At 66.4% G+C, this 16,834-nt stretch carries 20 protein-coding genes; 9 read left to right on the top strand and 11 right to left on the bottom strand.

Going from position 1 to position 16,834, the window contains the following annotated elements; translation table 11 throughout:
• Positions 1 to 44 precede the first annotated feature (44 nt).
• From QFZ41_RS03815 to QFZ41_RS03805, 3 genes are all read right to left on the bottom strand, one after another.
• On the bottom strand, positions 45 to 1,427 hold the full coding sequence (locus QFZ41_RS03815; protein ID WP_429197527.1) for a DEAD/DEAH box helicase: 1,383 nt from the start codon (positions 1,425 to 1,427) through the stop codon (positions 45 to 47).
• A gap of 228 nt (positions 1,428 to 1,655) precedes the next feature.
• Positions 1,656 to 2,318, bottom strand: a complete 663-nt coding sequence (locus QFZ41_RS03810) for a class I SAM-dependent methyltransferase (RefSeq protein WP_429197526.1) — start codon at positions 2,316 to 2,318, stop codon at positions 1,656 to 1,658.
• Between the two features lie 58 nt (positions 2,319 to 2,376).
• On the bottom strand, positions 2,377 to 2,655 hold the full coding sequence (locus QFZ41_RS03805) for a hypothetical protein (protein ID WP_429197525.1): 279 nt from the start codon (positions 2,653 to 2,655) through the stop codon (positions 2,377 to 2,379).
• Between the two features lie 122 nt (positions 2,656 to 2,777).
• Here QFZ41_RS03805 and QFZ41_RS03800 point away from each other — a divergent pair, with 122 nt between their 5' ends.
• Positions 2,778 to 4,013 (top strand): MFS transporter, encoded by a 1,236-nt coding sequence (locus QFZ41_RS03800; protein WP_429197524.1) that lies wholly within the window; start codon positions 2,778 to 2,780, stop codon positions 4,011 to 4,013.
• Between the two features lie 53 nt (positions 4,014 to 4,066).
• The gene (locus QFZ41_RS03795; protein WP_429197523.1) at positions 4,067 to 4,555 is read left to right on the top strand and encodes an FKBP-type peptidyl-prolyl cis-trans isomerase; all 489 of its coding nucleotides are present in this window, start codon (positions 4,067 to 4,069) and stop codon (positions 4,553 to 4,555) included.
• A 167-nt stretch (positions 4,556 to 4,722) separates the two neighbouring features.
• On the opposite strand, the gene QFZ41_RS03790 is transcribed toward QFZ41_RS03795, so the two are convergent.
• Positions 4,723 to 5,181: an organic hydroperoxide resistance protein gene (locus tag QFZ41_RS03790; RefSeq protein ID WP_429197522.1), complete on the bottom strand. Its 459-nt coding sequence runs from the start codon at positions 5,179 to 5,181 to the stop codon at positions 4,723 to 4,725.
• A gap of 126 nt (positions 5,182 to 5,307) precedes the next feature.
• A complete protein-coding gene (locus QFZ41_RS03785; RefSeq protein WP_429197521.1) occupies positions 5,308 to 5,880 on the bottom strand; it encodes a C40 family peptidase in 573 nt (190 codons plus the stop codon).
• Between the two features lie 132 nt (positions 5,881 to 6,012).
• On the opposite strand from QFZ41_RS03785, the gene QFZ41_RS03780 reads away from it, so the two are divergent.
• From QFZ41_RS03780 to hutG, 3 genes are all read left to right on the top strand, one after another.
• Positions 6,013 to 7,272 carry an NAD(P)/FAD-dependent oxidoreductase gene (locus QFZ41_RS03780; RefSeq protein WP_429197520.1) on the top strand — a complete coding sequence of 420 codons (1,260 nt, stop codon included), beginning with the start codon at positions 6,013 to 6,015 and terminating at the stop codon, positions 7,270 to 7,272.
• A gap of 62 nt (positions 7,273 to 7,334) precedes the next feature.
• A complete protein-coding gene (gene gorA / locus QFZ41_RS03775) occupies positions 7,335 to 8,696 on the top strand; it encodes a glutathione-disulfide reductase (RefSeq protein WP_429197519.1) in 1,362 nt (453 codons plus the stop codon).
• 16 nt (positions 8,697 to 8,712) lie between these two features.
• Entirely contained in the window at positions 8,713 to 9,510 is a 798-nt protein-coding gene (gene hutG / locus QFZ41_RS03770; RefSeq protein WP_429197518.1) for an N-formylglutamate deformylase, read from the top strand.
• 106 nt (positions 9,511 to 9,616) lie between these two features.
• On the opposite strand, the gene QFZ41_RS03765 is transcribed toward hutG, so the two are convergent.
• Genes QFZ41_RS03765 through asnS form a run of 6 tightly spaced genes read right to left on the bottom strand, consistent with a single transcriptional unit; the run spans position 9,617 to position 14,873 of the window.
• The gene (locus QFZ41_RS03765) at positions 9,617 to 10,036 is read right to left on the bottom strand and encodes a RidA family protein (RefSeq protein ID WP_429197517.1); all 420 of its coding nucleotides are present in this window, start codon (positions 10,034 to 10,036) and stop codon (positions 9,617 to 9,619) included.
• Positions 10,026 to 11,477, bottom strand: coding sequence for an aldehyde dehydrogenase (locus tag QFZ41_RS03760; RefSeq protein ID WP_429197516.1), 1,452 nt, complete (start codon positions 11,475 to 11,477; stop codon positions 10,026 to 10,028). The genes QFZ41_RS03765 and QFZ41_RS03760 overlap by 11 nt, the downstream gene beginning before the upstream one ends.
• Before the next feature lie 7 nt (positions 11,478 to 11,484).
• Positions 11,485 to 12,273, bottom strand: coding sequence for an SDR family oxidoreductase (locus tag QFZ41_RS03755; RefSeq protein ID WP_429197515.1), 789 nt, complete (start codon positions 12,271 to 12,273; stop codon positions 11,485 to 11,487).
• A gap of 35 nt (positions 12,274 to 12,308) precedes the next feature.
• The gene (locus QFZ41_RS03750) at positions 12,309 to 12,641 is read right to left on the bottom strand and encodes a hypothetical protein (RefSeq protein WP_429197514.1); all 333 of its coding nucleotides are present in this window, start codon (positions 12,639 to 12,641) and stop codon (positions 12,309 to 12,311) included.
• Between the two features lie 3 nt (positions 12,642 to 12,644).
• Complete coding sequence (locus QFZ41_RS03745; RefSeq protein ID WP_429197513.1) at positions 12,645 to 13,454, bottom strand: MalM family protein; 810 nt, start codon at positions 13,452 to 13,454, stop codon at positions 12,645 to 12,647.
• A 15-nt stretch (positions 13,455 to 13,469) separates the two neighbouring features.
• On the bottom strand, positions 13,470 to 14,873 hold the full coding sequence (gene asnS / locus QFZ41_RS03740; RefSeq protein WP_429197512.1) for an asparagine--tRNA ligase: 1,404 nt from the start codon (positions 14,871 to 14,873) through the stop codon (positions 13,470 to 13,472).
• Positions 14,874 to 14,994: 121 nt separating this feature from the next.
• On the opposite strand from asnS, the gene QFZ41_RS03735 reads away from it, so the two are divergent.
• From QFZ41_RS03735 to rplI, 4 genes are all read left to right on the top strand, one after another.
• Entirely contained in the window at positions 14,995 to 15,321 is a 327-nt protein-coding gene (locus QFZ41_RS03735) for a HesB/IscA family protein (RefSeq protein WP_429197511.1), read from the top strand.
• A 183-nt stretch (positions 15,322 to 15,504) separates the two neighbouring features.
• Positions 15,505 to 15,927, top strand: a complete 423-nt coding sequence (rpsF, locus tag QFZ41_RS03730; protein WP_429197510.1) for a 30S ribosomal protein S6 — start codon at positions 15,505 to 15,507, stop codon at positions 15,925 to 15,927.
• 15 nt (positions 15,928 to 15,942) lie between these two features.
• Positions 15,943 to 16,173 (top strand): 30S ribosomal protein S18, encoded by a 231-nt coding sequence (rpsR, locus tag QFZ41_RS03725; protein WP_029214018.1) that lies wholly within the window; start codon positions 15,943 to 15,945, stop codon positions 16,171 to 16,173.
• A gap of 72 nt (positions 16,174 to 16,245) precedes the next feature.
• The gene (gene rplI, locus QFZ41_RS03720; protein ID WP_429197509.1) at positions 16,246 to 16,692 is read left to right on the top strand and encodes a 50S ribosomal protein L9; all 447 of its coding nucleotides are present in this window, start codon (positions 16,246 to 16,248) and stop codon (positions 16,690 to 16,692) included.
• Positions 16,693 to 16,834 lie beyond the last annotated feature (142 nt).

Below are 16,834 nucleotides of genomic sequence, written 5' to 3'. Positions count from 1 at the left end.
GGCGATGGCCGCATGGGCGGACGAGCGCCCATGCGGCCAGGCCGTCAGGCCTTGTTCGTGGCGGGACCGCGACGCTGACGGCGGCGCTTGTGGCTGCCCGTGCTTTCGCCCGTGCCCGCGGCGGAATGGCCGTGCGGGCGATGCGAAGGCGGACGTCCGCCGCCGCTGCCCGTGCCCTGGCGCGACTGGCCGCCATTGCCTCCGGCGCGGCCCTGGCCACCACCGCTCTGCGAACGCGGCTGGCGCTGCTGCTGCTTCGGACGCGGCGCACCCGCGTCCAGGCGCAGCGGCGTGCTCGGCTCGTAGCCCGGCACGTTGCTGATCGAGAGATCGGTCTTCAGCAGGCGGCCGATGTCGCGCAGCAGGCCCGATTCGTCATGGCTGACCAGTGAGATGGCCTGGCCTTCGGCACCGGCGCGGCCGGTACGGCCGATGCGGTGCACGTAGTCCTCGGCGACCATCGGCAGGTCGAAGTTGATCACCACCGGCAACTGATCGATGTCGATGCCGCGCGCGGCGATGTCGGTGGCGACCAGCACCGTGACGCGGCCGGACTTGAAGTCGGACAGGGCGCGCGTGCGCGCGTTCTGGCTCTTGTTGCCATGGATCGCGGCGGCCTTCACGCCCGCCTGCTCGAGGTGGCGGACGAGCTTGTCGGCGCCGTGCTTCGTGCGCCCGAAGACCAGCGTCTGGCGACGGCTGTCCTGCGAGAGGATGTGCAGGAGCAGGTCGCGCTTGGTGGCGGCGTCCACCGGATGCACCACGTGCGTCACGGTGTTGGCCACGGTGTTCGCGGGCGTCGTGGATATCTCGCGCGGATCGCGCATGAACTGCTGAGCGAGGGCCTTGATCTCGGGCGCGAACGTGGCCGAGAAAAGCAGCGTCTGGCGCTGGCGCGGCACGGCGGCGAGGATGCGCTTGAGCGCCGGCAGGAAGCCCATGTCGAGCATGCGGTCGGCCTCGTCGAGGACGAGCACGTCGACCTTGGACAGGTCGACCGAGCGCTGCTGCATGTGATCGAGCAAGCGGCCCGGCGTGGCGACGACGATATCGACGCCACGGCGCAGCGCCTGCAACTGGTTGCCCATGCCGACACCACCGAAGATCACAGTGCTGGAAAGGCGTACGTACTTGCCGTAGTCGCGCAGGTTTTCCTGCACCTGGGCGGCGAGTTCGCGGGTGGGCGTGAGGATGAGCGCGCGGATCGGGCGGCGGCCTTCGTTGCGTTCGTCGCGGGCCAGGCGCTGCAACACGGGCAGGGCGAACGCGGCGGTCTTGCCGGTGCCGGTCTGCGCGGCGGCCATCAGGTCGTGGCCGGCGAGGACTTCGGGAATGGCGGCGGCCTGGATGGGCGTGGGCTTTTCATAGCCTGCCTCGGACAACGCGCGCAGCAACGCGGGCGCAAGGCCCAGCGAATCGAAAGACATGGAGAAACTCCTGCGTGACCCGAGCGTTCCCTGGAACCGCGCTGCGAGTTATTGATTTGGCGGCCGCGAACCATGACGAAGACAGCAGGCTGGCCGGTGTCGTGCGCGCTTCCGGAGGTGGGGGAACGGGCGGGAAAATCTCCACGCCGGGGGTCCGCAAGGGAGTCGGAGCGCAAGCACGACCCGCCGAGTATACCTTATTGCAGCGCACAATGGGTGGCCGCCGATTCAGGCCTGGCGGGACGCCGTCATCAGGTAGCTGTTGTACGGCGTCCGCCCGAACAGGGGACGGAAGTCGACCCGAATGCCGCGCGGCTCCAGCACCCCGCGGATATCCTCCTCGGTCGGAAAATATTGCGCTCCGCCCGGGATCCAGCCCACGGCCTTGATGAATTTCTCTTCCCAGACCGTGGCCCGGTAGCGCCACGAGCCGTCGCGGATGACATTGCGCAGGATCAGCACGCCGTCGTCCGCGAGGTGGTCCACGGCGAAGGCCAGCAGCTCGCCCTGGCGCTCCTGCGGCAGGTAATGCAGGACATCGAGCATGGCGACGTGGCCGCGCAGCGCTTGTGGCGTCGCGGCATCGCCTTCACGCAGCGCGATTTCCCCGCCAAGCCCCGCCCGTTCGGCGGCGACACGGCCCATGGCGATCTTGCGTGCGTCGTGGTCGAGGCCGATGTATCCATCCAGCGCATCGCACGCGTGCAGGTAATGACCGAGCAGGCCCAGGCCGCAGCCGATGTCGAGCAAGGGCAGCCTGCGCCCCGCGATGGCCTGTGCGGCGGCGGCGTACACGGGATCGGTGGCCAGCTTGCCGTGGATGTAGATCCGGTCGCCGCGGCGACTGAATCGGGAGGCGATGCGCTGCCTCGTCCGGCTGTCGGGAATCATGCGGGGATATCCGTCCTTAGAGAGGGCCGCGCGCGAACATCGCACGCGGCCCCGGATACTAGCGCTGTTGCTGCGGCTGGTTGCTCTTGTTGACGTAGGCGTCGTACTCGCCCTTGTCGACCTTGCCGTCGTGGTTGAGGTCGGCTTCGGGGAAGTGCGCACGCAGTTGCTTGAGTGCGTCGACGTCCTTGGGAACGTCGCTGCGCTTGATGCCTTTACCGTCCTTGCTGATGTCGGAAAAGGCCGGTGCGCCGCCATTTTCCGACTGTGCCGATGCCATGCCGATGCCGAACACGGCCAGCAAGGCGAGTGAAACGATCGATCGCGAGTACTTCATGAGTCCTCCGTCTGTCGTGGTGGCGGCCAGTGTAATGGCGCGCCGTCATCGCGCCGTGAGGCGCACGTCCGATCTTAACGCTGTGCTAGCCTCGGCGCCGCCCGATCGTTGAGGAAATTCTTATGCCGCTTCCCGCCGCGCTGCGCGAACTCGACCACACGCAGCGGCATACCGTGATCGCCAGCTTCCTGGGCTGGACCCTCGACGCCTTCGACTATTTCTTGCTGACCTTCGTCATCCTCGCCGTGGCGCACGAGTTCAACGTGCCCAAGCAAGAGGTGACCTATGGCCTGTTCCTCACCCTGGCCGCGCGGCCGATCGGCGCCCTGATCTTCGGCCGCCTGGCCGACCGCTACGGGCGCCGGCCGGTGCTCATGTTCGACATCGTGCTGTTTTCGCTGCTGGAGGTGGCTTGCGCGTTCTCGCCGTCACTGGGCGTGCTGCTCGGCCTGCGCTTCCTGTTCGGCATCGCCATGGGTGGCGAATGGGGGATCGGCGCGTCGCTGGCGATGGAATCGATCCCGGCGAAGTCGCGCGGCTTCGTTTCCGGCCTGCTGCAGAGCGGGTACCCCTGCGGATTCTTTCTCGCCGCCCTCGCCAACTGGTTGCTGGTGGACCACATCGGCTGGCGCGGGCTCTTCGTGGTGGGCGCGTTGCCGGCGCTGCTGGTGTTGTACATCCGCCGCAAGGTGCCGGAGTCGCCGGTGTGGGAGAGCCGGCGGACGCATGCGCGCGAGAGCGTCTTCGTTTCCATGCGGGGGCACTGGAAGCTGTTCGTCTACCTCATGCTGCTGATGGCGGCGTTCAACATGTTCAGTCACGGGTCGCAGGACATGTATCCGACCTTCGTGCAGGAGACCCTGAAGATTCCCGCCGGCTCCGGCACCGCCTTCCTGTTAACGGCGTTGCTCAACCTGGGCGCGCTGGCCGGTGGCCTGACCTTCGGCTCGCTGTCGGAGCGGATCGGCCGGCGCAAGGCGATCATGATCGCGGCGCTGCTGGCGATCCCGGTGGTGCCGTTGTGGATGTACGGCGGGTCCTTGCTCCTGCTCGGCCTGGGCGCGTTCCTGATCCAGGTGATGGTGCAGGGCGCGTGGGGCGTGGTGCCCACGCACCTCAATGAACTGTCGCCCGATGCCGTGCGTGGCACCTTGCCGGGCTTCGCCTACCAGATGGGCAACCTGCTCGCCGCCATCACCGCCACCGCGCAGACCTGGCTGGCGGGACAGCGCGGTGGCGACTTCGCCTTCGCCATGTCGACCTGGATAGCGGCCGTGGCCCTGATCCTGGCCTTGTTGACCTGGCTCGGACCGGAAGCGCGTGGGGTGGGCTTCGGCCGCCACCGCGACCCGACGTGACGCCGCGGCCGGGCACGGCTAAAATCCCCGGTTTTCCTCCGGTAGAAACGAACATGCAGGCTGGCAAGGGCAAGGTCATCTCGTTCCATTACACCCTCACCGTCGATGGCGAGAAGGTCGAAAGCTCGATCGAGGGCGGCGAGCCGTTGTGGATCCTGCTCGGTCACGGCCAGCTGATCCCCGGCCTGGAAGCCGGCCTGGAAGGCAAGGCGGTCGGCGACACCTTCGATGTCGAAATCGCGCCGGAACAGGGCTATGGTCCGCGCCAGGAAGGCATGACGCAGCGCGTGCCGAAGAAGTATTTCCCGCAGCAAGGCAAGGGCCTGAAGGCCGGCGACAGCACCGTGCTTTCCCTGAAGGAAGGCGGCAGCCGCGTGGTGGTCGTGCAGAAGATCGGTTCCAGCGTCGTCGACATCGACCTCAACCACCCGATGGCGGGCAAGACGCTCAACTTCCACGTGGACGTGCAGACCGTGCGTGACGCGACGGAAGAGGAAATCGCGCACGGGCACGCCCATCCCAACGGCGACGCCGCGCACTGAGGACCGCCGGATCGCCGACAGGGTCGGCTCCCACCCAAGCCATGCAACCTGTTGCAAACAGGGCGGCCTGGTGGGAGCCGACCCTGTCGGCGATTCGCGATGACCTCGAAAACAAAGACGGCGCCCCAGGGCGCCGTCTTTGTTTTTCAACCCGTAACCAGCAGGTCTTAGACCACCGGCTGGCCGTTCACCGAAATCTCGACATCGATGTTGCCGCGCGTGGCGTGCGAGTACGGGCAGACATTCTCGTGGGCGGAGGCGACGATCTCCTTCGCGGTCGCATCGTCGACTCCCGGCAGGCTCACCTCGAGCTTGGCGCGGATGGCGAACCCGTTTTCCTGGCGCTTGCCAATGCTGATGCTGCTGGCGACGGAGGCATCGTCGGCCTTGATCTTCTTCTGGCCGGCGACGTAACGGACCGCACCCTCGAAACACGCCGCGTAGCCGGCGGCGAAGAGCTGCTCCGGATTGCTGCCTTCACCGGTGCCGCCCATGGACTTCGGCAGGCGCAGGTCCATGTCGATACGGCCATCGTCGCTCTTGACGTGACCGTTGCGGCCACCGGAGACCTTTGCGTGTGCGGTGTACAGAGCGTCGCCGTCGAACTTGGAGATGTTGTTGCTCATGGGTTTGTCCTTTCTCGTCAGGGAGGGGGGGGAGGCCGGTCGGCCAGCCACGGAACGTAGTAAAGCACGCAATTTAATCGCGCACAATTCAATTTCCGGAACCATGAACGGCGTGTTGCCGTCCGTTCAGTTTAGGACGCGGCGCCCGTAGGCAAAGTTCTCTTTCCAGTAGGCGCCGTCCAGATCGTCCAAACGTACCGTACCGCCCGAGTTCGGCGCATGCACGAAACGACCCTTGCCGACATAAACCCCTACGTGGGTGATGTGGCCACGACCGAAGAACACGAGGTCGCCGCTGGAAAGCTCGGTCTCGCCCACCTTGGGCTTGTCGAGCGCCGCCATCTCGGCGGACGTGCGGGGCAGGCGCAAGCCGGTGGAGGTCAGGTAGATGTAGTTGATGAGCCCGCTGCAATCGAATCCGCCCTGGGGCGTGTTGCCTCCCCACCGGTAAGGCGTGCCGACCAGGCCGATGGCGCGGAAGAGCACGTCGTTGGCCGCATCGGCCGGTGGCGCCTCCGCCGGCTTGGTGGACCAGCCAAGGTTTTTCGCCAGCGGCACCGCTGAGGCCGGATTCCGTCGTTGCGAGGACGAGGGCTTATGGGGGGCGCTGCCGCAGGCGACGAGCAAGGTCACGACGGCGGCCACGGCGAGCGGCCCGAGCCAGGTTCGGAAGCGGAAAGGACGGGCGGCTGGCGACATCGGGCGTTTCCCCTGTCAGGAACGGCGCGACGAGGTTATCAAATCAACGAGTTGCGTGGAATACCTGCTAAAGCGCGCGAATTCATCCACGGGACAGGCGGTAACGGCGGGTCGCGTCGCTAAAATGGACCGATGGATAGGTCCCGAAGCGACGTTCTGATCATGGGTGGCGGAGTGATCGGGCTCGCGTGCGCCCTTTACCTGCTCAAGGCGGGAGCGACTGTGCGGGTACTCGAACAGGCCCAGCCCGGCAGCGGAAGCTCTCATGGCAACTGCGGCACGATCACGCCCAGCCACGCTGGCCCGCTGACCATGCCAGGCATGGTCGGAACGGCGCTGGGTTCGCTGCTGCGGCGGGATGCGCCACTCTATGTGAATCCCCGTCCCGACGCGGCCCGGGCGCGCTGGCTGCTCGGCTTCGCCCGGAATTGCACATGGGCGAGGTACCGGCAAGCGGGCGAAGCGCGAGGAGCGATCCTCGCGCGCTCCCGGACCTTGTTGGGCGATCTGGTCGCCAGCGAAGGCATGGCCTGCGAATTCGAGGAGATCGGCGAGCTCTACGTGTACCGCCAGGCGCGCACGCTGCGCGACGACCGGCCGCACGTCGACCTGCTGCGCCGGCTCGGCATGGACGTCCGGGCACTGGATGCCGACGAGGCCATCGCGTTGGAACCAGGCCTGTGCGAGGGCGTGGTGGGTGCGTTGCTGCACCCCGGCGACGCTCGGCTGAGACCCGACCGGTACGTCGCCGAACTGGCGCGGCGGGTGCGCGAACTCGGCGGAGCGATCGAGACCGGCGCGCGGGTGGATTCGTTCGTCCTCGACGGTGCGCGCGTTTCCCACGTGCGTACCACGCGTGGCGTCTTCCAGGGCGATCGCGTCGTCATGGCGCTCGGTGCGTGGTCGCCGTTGATCGGCAAGCTGCTCGACATCCGTTTGCCGATGCAGCCGGGCAAGGGTTATTCGCTGACCTGGGAGCGGCCGCCCGAACACGCGCCACGCCATTCGCTGGTGCTGCGCGAAGCCGCCGTTTGTGTCACTCCATGGACCTCCGGGTTCCGGCTCGGCAGCACGATGGAATTTTCAGGCTTCGACGAAGGCCTCAATCCGTTGCGCATCGACGCGTTGCGTCGTGGCGCGGCCAGGTATCTCCGGGAGCCCGAAGGGCGCGGCGAGGTCGTGCCCTGGTGGGGTTGGCGGCCGATGAGCGTGGACGAGGTGCCGATCATCGGCCCGAGCGCGCGATGGTCGAACCTGATGTACGCGACGGCGCACGGCATGCTCGGCATCAGCATGTCGGCGGCGACGGGAGAACTGGTGGCGAGTCTCCTGGCGGGCCCGGCGCCGACGCTGGACCCGGCGCCATATTCCCCCACGCGGTTCGGGCTGTAGAAGCAAGAACCTCCGCGTTCGCATTTGCTACGGTGTCACCTCCCCATCCCAAGGAACATGGCATGACTTCGGAAGCTTTCGACCTGATCGTGATCGGCGGCGGCTCGGGCGGACTCGCCGCGGCGATCAGGGCATCGAAGCACGGCGCGAAGGTCGCGCTGCTGGAACCGAAGGAGCTGGGTGGCACCTGCGTCAATTCCGGCTGCGTACCGAAGAAGGCGATGTGGTACGCGGCGCAGATGGCCGAGGCGCAGTACATCGCGGTGGATTACGGGTTCCACGACAAACCCGGCAGCCTCGACTGGCCCCGTTTCATCGAGCGGCGCCAGGCGTACGTCGAGCGCATCCGGGTGAAGTACCAGCAGGCGCTCGACACCGGCCATATCACCGTCCTGCGTGAATACGGGCGTTTCCTCGCCCCCGATCGCGTCCAGGCGGGCACGCGCGAATTGACCGCGCCGCACGTACTCATCGCCACCGGCTCGACACCCAACCGGCTGGACAAGCCGGGCTTCGACCTCGGCATGACGTCCGATGGCTTCTTCGACCTCCGTGCCTGCCCGCGCCGCACGGCCATCGTGGGCGGCGGCTATATCGCGGTGGAACTGGCGGGCGTACTGCGAGCCCTGGGCAGTGACGTGGACATGTACGTGCGCGGCCGCCTGATGAGCGGCTTCGACGAGGAAATGGCCTATGGCCTCGGTGACGAGATGCGCCAGCACGGCATCCGTGTCCACTACGAATGCCAGATCGACGCGGTGCACGAGAAAGACGGCGTACTCCTCCTGGATTGCGACCGTGGCGACCATCCGGCGCCTTACGACGCCTTGATCTGGGCCGTGGGCCGGCATGCCGATACCGCCTCGCTCGACATCGGCCGCATCGGCCTCGTCACCGGCGACGACGGGCACGTGGAGATCGACGATTACCAGAACACCAACGTGCCCGGTGTCTACGCGGTGGGCGACGTGACCCAGCGCATGGCGCTGACGCCCGTGGCCGTCGCGGCGGGCCGCAAGCTCGCCGACCGCCTGTTCGGGGGCAAGCCGGAGGCGAAGCTCGACTACCAGAACATCCCCAGCGTGGTCTTCTCGCATCCGCCGCTGGGCACCATCGGCATGTCGGAGCAGCAGGCGCGTGAGCAATACGGCGCGGACGTGCACCTGTACAAGCAATCGTTCGTGCCGATGCAGCTGGCGCTGGCGCACCGGCCGATCACCACGCGCTTCAAGCTGATCTGCGTGGGCGGTGATTCCCGCATCGTGGGAATGCAGATGCTCGGCCCGGGGGTGGACGAGATCCTCCAGGGCTTCGCCGTGGCGATCAAGATGGGTGCCACCAAGGCCGACCTCGACGCCACCCTGGCCATCCATCCGACCTCGGCCGAAGAGATGGTGCTGATGGGCGATCGGGTGCCCGGATGAGCGGTACACTCCTTTCATGAGCCCGTACACCCTTCATCGCGGCACCGCGCCGCTCCTGATCAGCCTGCCGCACAACGGCAGCGCCATTCCCGACGACCTCGCCGCCCGGATGAAGCGCCCCGCGCGCCGGTCACCCGATACCGACTGGCATGTGGCCGAGTTGTACGACTTCGCCCGTGGCATGGGCGCGAGCGTGATCAAGCCGTTCGCGTCGCGGTACGTGGTCGACCTGAACCGCCCGGCCGACGGCCACGCCCTGTATCCGGGCCAGAGCGAGACGGGCCTCGTGCCGACCATGCTCTTCAACGGCGAGCCGATCTACCGCGCGGGCGCCGAGCCCGACGCGGCGGAAATCGCCGATCGCGTGAAACGCTGGTGGAAGCCCTACCACCGTGCGCTCGCCGACGAGTTGGCGCGCCTGAAGGCGGAGTTCGGGCATGTCGTGCTGTGGGAAGGTCATTCCATCCGCAGCCATGTGCCGATGCTGTTCGATGGACGCCTGCCCGACCTCAACCTCGGCACGGCCGACGGCGCAAGTTGCTCACCCGGTCTGCAGGCGAAGCTGGCCGACCTGCTGGAAAAGCAGGACGACCATTCCTTCGCGGTGAACGGCCGGTTCAAGGGCGGCTATATCACCCGCCATTACGGCAAGCCCGCGCATGGCATCGACGCCGTGCAACTCGAACTCGCGCAGCTGAACTACATGGACGAGGACTCGTTCGAGTACCTGCCGAAGAAAGCGGCAAGCGTGCAGGTGCTGATCGGGGAGATGCTGAAGGTCTGCCTCGACAGCGCGCGGACGGTCACTCCGTAGGCCAATCGCCGACAGGGTCGGCTCCCACCAGGTTGCGGCGGCCTGGTGGGAGCCGACCCTGTCGGCGATGCTCCTGCACTTGTGGGAGCCGACTTGTCGGCGATGCCTACGGAGCCGCGGCCACGCACTTCAGCTCGATCGCGATCGCCGTCGGCAACGCAGTGACGCCCACCGTGGTCCGGCAGGCATCCACTCCCCGAAACGCTTCCGCATAAAGCCGGTTGTACGTGGGGAAGTCGCGCGCCATGTCGGTCAGGTATACCGTCACATCCACCAGGTCTTCGAAGCGTGCCCCGCTCGCCTCGAGCACGGCGCGTACATTGGCGAACACCTGCCGGCATTGCGCTTCGATGTCGTACGAGACCAGTTTCCCCGCGCCGTCCACGACATTGCCGGGAATCGCATCGGTAGCAGGCACTCGCGGACCGATGCCCGAAAGGAACAGCAGGGGACCGACACGGCGTGCGTGCGGATAAGCGCCAACCGGCGCGGGTGCGCCTTCGGCGCGGATGACGTCATTGCCCATGGTCGATGCAGATGTTCCTGGCTTCGGTGAAGAAACGCATAGCCTCGAAACCGCCTTCGCGGCCGACGCCGGATTGCTTCGTGCCGCCGAACGGCGTGCGCAGGTCGCGCAGCATCCAGCAGTTCACCCAGACGATGCCGGATTCCAGGCGCGCCGAGAAACGATGCGCGCGTGAGACGTCGCGCGTCCACACCGAGGCGGCGAGGCCGTAGGGCGTACCGTTGGCGATCGCCAGCGCCTCGTCCTCCGTGTCGAACGGGATCAGCGTGACGACCGGGCCGAAGATTTCTTCCTGGTTGGTGGCCGTGTCGGGCGCGAGGCCCTCGATGACCGTCGGTGCGATGAACCAGCCTCCGGAACAGCGGCCTTCCACGGCGACGCGTCCGCCTCCGGCGAGAAGGGTGCCGCCTTCCGCGCGTGCCCGCTCGATGCAGGCGACGACCTTGTCGAAGTGCGCGCGGGAAACGAGTGCGCCGAGTTGGCTGGCGCCGTCCAGCGGATCGCCCACGCGCAGCGCCCGTACACGTTCCAGATAGGCCTCGCGGAAGCGGTTGTAGATCGACCGCTGCACCAGCAATCGCGATCCGCAGAGGCAGATCTCGCCCTGGTTGGCGAAGCCGGAGCGCACGATCGTCGCCATCGACGCGTCGTTGAAATCGAAGTCGTCGAAGACGATGGTGGGATTCTTGCCGCCGAGTTCGAGCGACACTTTCTTCAGTCGGGGAGCGGCCGCGGCGGCGATGGTCACGCCGGTCCGCGTGCTGCCGGTGAAGGAGATCGCCTTCACCATGTCATGGGTGACGATGGCTTCGCCAACCGCCGGCCCCGTGCCATGCACGATGTTCAGTACGCCGGGTGGAAAACCGGCTTCCTCGGCCAGCGTCCCCAGCAGCCACGCCGTGTACGGCGTCACTTCGGAGGGCTTGGCGACCACGGTGTTGCCCGCGGCCAGGGCGGGAGCGATCTTCCAGGTGAACAGGTAGAGCGGCAGGTTCCACGGGCTGATGCAGCCGACGACGCCGAGTGGAAGGCGCAGCGTGTAGTTGATCGCGCCCTGTTCCATCGCATGCGACTCCGAGTTCCACTGCCCGGCGGCGGCCGCGAAGAAACGCAGGTTGGCAACGGCGCGGGGAATATCGAGCGAGCGGGCGAGGGCGAGGGGTTTGCCGCTGTCCTGCGATTCGGCTTCGGCGAACGATTCCAGGCGCGCCTCGATGGCATCGGCAAGACGTTGCAGGCAGCGGGCGCGCCGCTCGGCCGGCGTGGCGGCCCAGCCGGGAGCGGCGCGGGCCGCGGCTTGCACCGCGTCGGCGACGTCGTTGGCACCCGAGTCGGGACAGTGAGCGAACGGCTGTCCCGTCGCGGGATCGACGACGTCCAGGTACTGGCCGTCATGCGGTGCGCGCGAACGGCCGTCGATCAGGTTGGCCAGGACGATCATGCCGGCCTCAGTTCAGGCCGCGGGTACGCCCGCCATCGATGGAGATGCTGGTGCCGTTGACGTAGCCCGCGGCGGGGCTGGCGAGGAAGGCGATCATCGCGGCGATTTCCGCCGGTTCGCCGAATCGCGCCGCGGGTACGCTGGCGAGCAGGCCCCGCTCGACCTCTTCGCGCGTGCGGCCGGCGTCCACGCTGGCTTTCACCAGGGCCTCCAGCCGCGGCGTGCGGGTATAGCCGGGAAGGATGTTGTTCACCGTGATGCCGTCGGAAGCCACTTCGGCCGCGAGGGTCTTCGCCCAGCCGGCCATGGCGGCGCGCGTGGTGTTGGAAACGCCCAGGTTCGGGATCGGTTCCTTCACCGACGTGGAAATGATGTTGACTATCCGGCCATAACGCGCCTCTCGCATGCCCGGCAGGCAAGCGTGGGTGATCACCTGCGCGGCGATCACGTGCTGGCGGTAGGCCGTCAGGAACGCCTCCGGTTCCGCGCTCCAGACCGGCCCCGGCGGCGGGCCGCCGCTGTTGTTGACCAGTACGTGCACGGCGTGGTTCTTCACCACGCCGGCGATGGCGCTGGCCAACGCGGCGGTATCGAGCATGTCGACGGCGACGTGGCTGTGCGTTTGCCCCGGCTGCGTGGAAGGAAGTTCGGCGGCGAGCGCGGTGAGTGCGTCGGCGGAGCGGGAGAGCAGCGTGACGCTGGCGCCCAGTTCGGCGAGTTCGAAGGCGGTGGCGCGTCCAAGGCCTTGCGAGGCGCCGCAGACCAGCGCGTGACGACCGGTGAGGCGAAGATCCATGCGGCACTCCCTGGAGTGAAGGGTGGGTGGGGCGGTCAGCCCTGTTTCATTGCCCACCACTGTATCGCCATTGCGGCGAACCAGCACGGCCAGGCGAACCACGGTGCGCGTTTCCACCAGGCCTGCCAGCGGCTGAGGGCGTCGTCGTTGAACAGCGCCGGTGCGTCCGAACGCAGCACGCGGCGCACGCGAAGCCAGTTGGCCATGCCGTTGGGGCGGCCGGTGTCGGCCTCCACGATGGTTTTCCACTGGTCGGGATAACGCTTGCGCAGCAGCGCGGTGAAGCGCCATTGCGCGATGAAGTGCAGGACGAAGAAGGCGACGGCGCCCAGCAGAAGCAGTAGGTAGACAAAGACCGCGCTCTGCATGGGTCAGCTGCCTTTCTCTTTGTCTTTCTTCGCGTCATCGGTACGGAGGAGGTCGGTGGTGACCACCTCGCGGATCGTCGAGATCACGCCATTGCCTTGCTGGGCCTTCGAGCAGACCGCGTTGTTGATCGCTTTCTTGTAAGTGTCGTTCTGCATGCCGACATAGAGTACGCCGTCGGGTCCGTGGGCGATCTTGAAGCTGCCGGCCGGATTCATCTTCACCGGCGCTTCCGCCGAGAAGGTGGTGGGCGACTGCTCCCAGTAGGTCTGGCTCTTCTGTTGCTTGGCCGACGAATACACCACCAGGTAACGAGCCTTGTCGTCGACGACCTTGAACTTGCCGAACGCCCCGGTCGTCTCGCTCGTCCAGCCGATGTATTCGCACAACTGGATGTCTTCGGAATGCAGCGGCTGGAAGGCGTCGTCCAGCAGCACCACCGTGGGCGCGAAGAGGTAGCTCGAACTGAGCCAGCGGCCGTTGAGCTCGGACTTCATCGCGATGGTGTAGGGCAGGTGCGCACCCTGCGGAAGGCGGAACGCGAGGAAGTAACTGCGATCGCCATTGAGGTTGGCGACCGGGCTGTCCTTGCTCAGTTCGAACCGCTGCGGCTGCCAGGGCAGCATGTCCTGGTAGGAGAGGTCGGCGAAGCTGCCACAGCAAGGCGATGCGTCGTCGAGCGTCTTCCGGGCGATGTCGATGGTGTTCGTCGGATTCTCGGGCGGGCGGAAATTCGGCGGCACGATCGTGCGGCAAGCCCCCAGCGCGGTGAGCGCCAGGGCGAGGAGCAGGAGACGGGGGAGGGATGGGGGCATGATCGTCTCAGTGGTTCAGAACTCGGCACTCCCTGCCGCTCGGGGATACGGAATGGCGTCGCGAATGTTGGCAAGGCCGCAGACGTAGACCAGCAGGCGTTCGAAGCCGAGGCCGAAGCCGGCGTGGGGCACCGTGCCGTAGCGGCGCAGGTCGCGGTACCAGTCGTACGTGGCCTTGTCGAGGTGGAACTGGTCCATGCGCCGGTCGAGGTAGTCGAGGCGTTCCTCGCGCTGGGCGCCGCCGATGATCTCGCCGATGCCGGGGGCCAGGACGTCCATCGCCGCCACCGTCTTGCCGTCGTCGTTGAGGCGCATGTAGAACGCCTTGATCTGTTCGGGGTAGTTCATGACGACCACGGGCCGGCCTATATGTTCCTCCGCGAGGAAGCGTTCGTGCTCGGTCTGGAGGTCCACGCCCCAGGCGACCGGGTGCTCGAACTTCTTGCCGGACTTCTGCAGGATCGCCACGGCCTCGGTGTAGTCGATACGCTCGAACGGCTTGGCGATGAAGGCTTCCAGCCGCGTGATGGCGTCCGGCTGCACTCGTTCGGCGAAGAACGCCATGTCGTCGGGACGTTCGTCGAGCACGGCCTTGAAGATGCCCTTGAGGAACAGTTCGGCGAGGTCGGCGTTGTCGTCGAGGTTGGCGAAGGCCACCTCGGGCTCCACCATCCAGAACTCGGCCAGGTGACGCGTGGTGTTGGAGTTCTCGGCGCGGAACGTGGGACCGAAGGTGTAGACCTTGCTCATCGCCAGGGCATAACCCTCGACGTTGAGCTGGCCGGACACGGTGAGGAAAGCCTCACGGCCGAAGAAATCCTTGCGGAAATCGATGCCACCCTTGTCGTCGCGCGGCAGGTTGGCGAGGTCGAGCGTCGACAGGCGGAACATGTCGCCCGCGCCCTCGGCATCCGACGTGGTGATGATCGGGGTATTGATCCAGAAGAAGCCCTGTTCGGTGAGGATCCGGTGGATCGCCGTCATCATCGTGTGGCGAACGCGGGTCACGGCGCCGAACAGGTTCGTGCGCGGGCGCAGGTGGGCGACCTCGCGGAGGAACTCCATGGAGTGCTGCTTGGGCTGGATCGGGTAGGTGAGCGGGTTCTCGACGAAACCGGTGACCTCGATCCGGGTGGCCTGGATCTCATAGGCCTGGCCCTTGCCCTGTGAAGGCACGAGCTTCCCGGTGGCGATCACGGCGGCACCGGCCGAGAGGCGCTTGACGTCAGTCTCATAATTGTCGAGATCGGACGTGGCCACGATCTGGATCGGGGCGAAGCAGGAGCCGTCGCTCACGTTGACGAACGAGAGGCCGCCCTTGGACTCGCGCAGGGTGCGGACCCACCCGCGGACCGTGACTTCATGTTCCCCCGCGGCCGTGCCGCCGGCGAGGGCCTGCTTGACGCTTACCACCGTCATCGATTGAAACTCCAGAAGAGGCGCCGCATCTAAGGGCGCGTAGGACGCGACCTTGCATGATAATGTAAGGGTCGCGTGAACGGCACCGTTCATCGGTATACCACGGGCAGAAAACGTTTTCATGAGCATCCAGATCACCCCAGCCGCCTCCGACCGCATGCGCGCGTTCCTCGACAAGGCGCCCGGCGCCGCAGGCGTGCGCTTCGCCGTCAAGCGGATGGGCTGCTCGGGCTTCGGCTACGTGGTCGACCTTGCCGACACGGTCGCCGAAGACGACAAGGTGCTGGACATCGACGGCATCCGCGTCGTCGTCGACCCGAAAAGCATGCCGCTGGTCGATGGCACCCTGATCGATTTCCAGCGGCAGGGGCTCAACGCGTCTTTCGTCTTCCACAACCCCAACGCCACCGGCGAATGCGGTTGCGGCGAGAGCTTCACCGTCTCCTGAGCCTGCCCTCGAGGTCCCACCTTCCTGGTGGGAGTCGACCCTGTCGGCGATACAAGGCTTGCCGCAACCCCCCGTTTCTCCTTACAATGCGCGGCTGGCCCTCCCGCAGGAGGGTCTTCTTGCCTCACCGCCAGTCGCGGGAGGCTGCCATCCCCGGAAGGGGTGCATCCACAAGGAGCCACCATGCGTCATTATGAAGTCGTGTTCCTGGTCCATCCGGACCAGAGCGAACAGGTGCCCGCCATGATCGAGCGTTACAAGACGCTGATCGAAGGCGACAACGGCAAGATCCACCGTCTCGAGGACTGGGGCCGCCGCCAGCTGGCCTATCCGATCGAGAACCTCGCCAAGGCTCACTACGTGATGCTGAACATCGAGGTTTCGCAGACCGTCCTGAACGAGCTCGAGACGGGTTTCCGTTTCAACGACGCCGTCCTGCGCCACCTCGTGATCCGTCGCGACGAAGCCGATGTCGAGCAGTCCTTCATCCTCAAGAGCAAGGAAAAGGACGAGCAGAAGGGTTCGCGTCGCCGTGACGACGACAGCGACGGCGACGACCGCCGTGGCGGTCGCGACAACGACAACGATCGCGACAGCGACGACTAATCGGGGATTACAACCATGTCCAAGTTTTTCCGCCGCCGCAAATTCTGCCGCTTCACCGCCGAGGGCGTGAAGGAGATCGATTACAAGGATCTCAACACCCTCCGTCAGTACGTCACCGAAAACGGCAAGATCGTCCCGAGCCGCATCACCGGCACGAAGGCCCGTTACCAGCGCCAGCTGGCGACCGCGATCAAGCGCGCTCGCTTCCTCTCGCTGCTGCCGTACACCGACAACCACGACGTCTGATCGTCGTGAACCCTCGGACAACCATCATTGGCTGCACGGGGCCCATCCCGTGCTAACGAAAAGGAACATCCCATGGAACTCATCCTCCTCGAGAAGGTGAAGAACCTCGGCAACCTCGGCGACAAGGTCACTGTCAAGCCGGGCTACGGCCGTAACTTCCTCCTCCCGACCGGCAAGGCCGCCCGCGCGACCGCCGCCAACCTCGAAGCGTTCGAAGCCCGTCGCGCCGAGTACGAAGCCAAGGCCAAGGAGCAGCTCTCCGGTGCCGAGGCTCGTGCCGCCAAGCTCGACGGCGCCGAAGTCACGATCGAAGTGAACGCGTCGCCGGAAGGCAAGCTGTTCGGCTCGGTCACCCCGCGTGACGTCGCCGAGGCGCTCACCGCCAAGGGTCTGGAAGTCGACAAGAGCGAAGTGATCCAGGCCGAAGGCCCCTTCCGCGTCGTGGGCGAATACGAGGTCGTCATCGTCCTCCACGCCGACGTGCAGCAGACGGTCAAGGTCAAGGTCGTCGGCGCGTAAGCTCCGCACTACCCGCGATCCCGAGACGGGCGCCGAAAGGCGCCCGTTTTCGTTTCCACCCACAAGTTATCCACAGACTTATCCTCTCAACGGGTGAGACCAGCCCGCGTATGATCGACGTCGCGGCCAGCCGTTCCGGTGT

The sequence above is a fragment of the Luteibacter sp. W1I16 genome, from assembly GCF_050434905.1.
Lineage (GTDB): Bacteria > Pseudomonadota > Gammaproteobacteria > Xanthomonadales > Rhodanobacteraceae > Luteibacter.
The sequence above is the reverse complement of the archived record's forward strand: the minus strand, read 5'-3'. Positions and strand labels throughout refer to the sequence as shown.

What these genes read in the sequence shown, in the direction of transcription:
- QFZ41_RS03815 (WP_429197527.1), bottom strand. Translation starts at nt 1,427, where the DNA reads ATGTCTTTCGATTCGCTGGGCCTTGCGCCCGCGTTGCTGCGCGCGTTG.
- QFZ41_RS03810 (WP_429197526.1), bottom strand. Translation starts at nt 2,318, where the DNA reads ATGATTCCCGACAGCCGGACGAGGCAGCGCATCGCCTCCCGATTCAGT.
- QFZ41_RS03805 (WP_429197525.1), bottom strand. Translation starts at nt 2,655, where the DNA reads ATGAAGTACTCGCGATCGATCGTTTCACTCGCCTTGCTGGCCGTGTTC.
- QFZ41_RS03800 (WP_429197524.1), top strand. Translation starts at nt 2,778, where the DNA reads ATGCCGCTTCCCGCCGCGCTGCGCGAACTCGACCACACGCAGCGGCAT.
- QFZ41_RS03795 (WP_429197523.1), top strand. Translation starts at nt 4,067, where the DNA reads ATGCAGGCTGGCAAGGGCAAGGTCATCTCGTTCCATTACACCCTCACC.
- QFZ41_RS03790 (WP_429197522.1), bottom strand. Translation starts at nt 5,181, where the DNA reads ATGAGCAACAACATCTCCAAGTTCGACGGCGACGCTCTGTACACCGCA.
- QFZ41_RS03785 (WP_429197521.1), bottom strand. Translation starts at nt 5,880, where the DNA reads ATGTCGCCAGCCGCCCGTCCTTTCCGCTTCCGAACCTGGCTCGGGCCG.
- QFZ41_RS03780 (WP_429197520.1), top strand. Translation starts at nt 6,013, where the DNA reads ATGGATAGGTCCCGAAGCGACGTTCTGATCATGGGTGGCGGAGTGATC.
- gorA (WP_429197519.1), top strand. Translation starts at nt 7,335, where the DNA reads ATGACTTCGGAAGCTTTCGACCTGATCGTGATCGGCGGCGGCTCGGGC.
- hutG (WP_429197518.1), top strand. Translation starts at nt 8,713, where the DNA reads ATGAGCCCGTACACCCTTCATCGCGGCACCGCGCCGCTCCTGATCAGC.
- QFZ41_RS03765 (WP_429197517.1), bottom strand. Translation starts at nt 10,036, where the DNA reads ATGGGCAATGACGTCATCCGCGCCGAAGGCGCACCCGCGCCGGTTGGC.
- QFZ41_RS03760 (WP_429197516.1), bottom strand. Translation starts at nt 11,477, where the DNA reads ATGATCGTCCTGGCCAACCTGATCGACGGCCGTTCGCGCGCACCGCAT.
- QFZ41_RS03755 (WP_429197515.1), bottom strand. Translation starts at nt 12,273, where the DNA reads ATGGATCTTCGCCTCACCGGTCGTCACGCGCTGGTCTGCGGCGCCTCG.
- QFZ41_RS03750 (WP_429197514.1), bottom strand. Translation starts at nt 12,641, where the DNA reads ATGCAGAGCGCGGTCTTTGTCTACCTACTGCTTCTGCTGGGCGCCGTC.
- QFZ41_RS03745 (WP_429197513.1), bottom strand. Translation starts at nt 13,454, where the DNA reads ATGCCCCCATCCCTCCCCCGTCTCCTGCTCCTCGCCCTGGCGCTCACC.
- asnS (WP_429197512.1), bottom strand. Translation starts at nt 14,873, where the DNA reads ATGACGGTGGTAAGCGTCAAGCAGGCCCTCGCCGGCGGCACGGCCGCG.
- QFZ41_RS03735 (WP_429197511.1), top strand. Translation starts at nt 14,995, where the DNA reads ATGAGCATCCAGATCACCCCAGCCGCCTCCGACCGCATGCGCGCGTTC.
- rpsF (WP_429197510.1), top strand. Translation starts at nt 15,505, where the DNA reads ATGCGTCATTATGAAGTCGTGTTCCTGGTCCATCCGGACCAGAGCGAA.
- rpsR (WP_029214018.1), top strand. Translation starts at nt 15,943, where the DNA reads ATGTCCAAGTTTTTCCGCCGCCGCAAATTCTGCCGCTTCACCGCCGAG.
- rplI (WP_429197509.1), top strand. Translation starts at nt 16,246, where the DNA reads ATGGAACTCATCCTCCTCGAGAAGGTGAAGAACCTCGGCAACCTCGGC.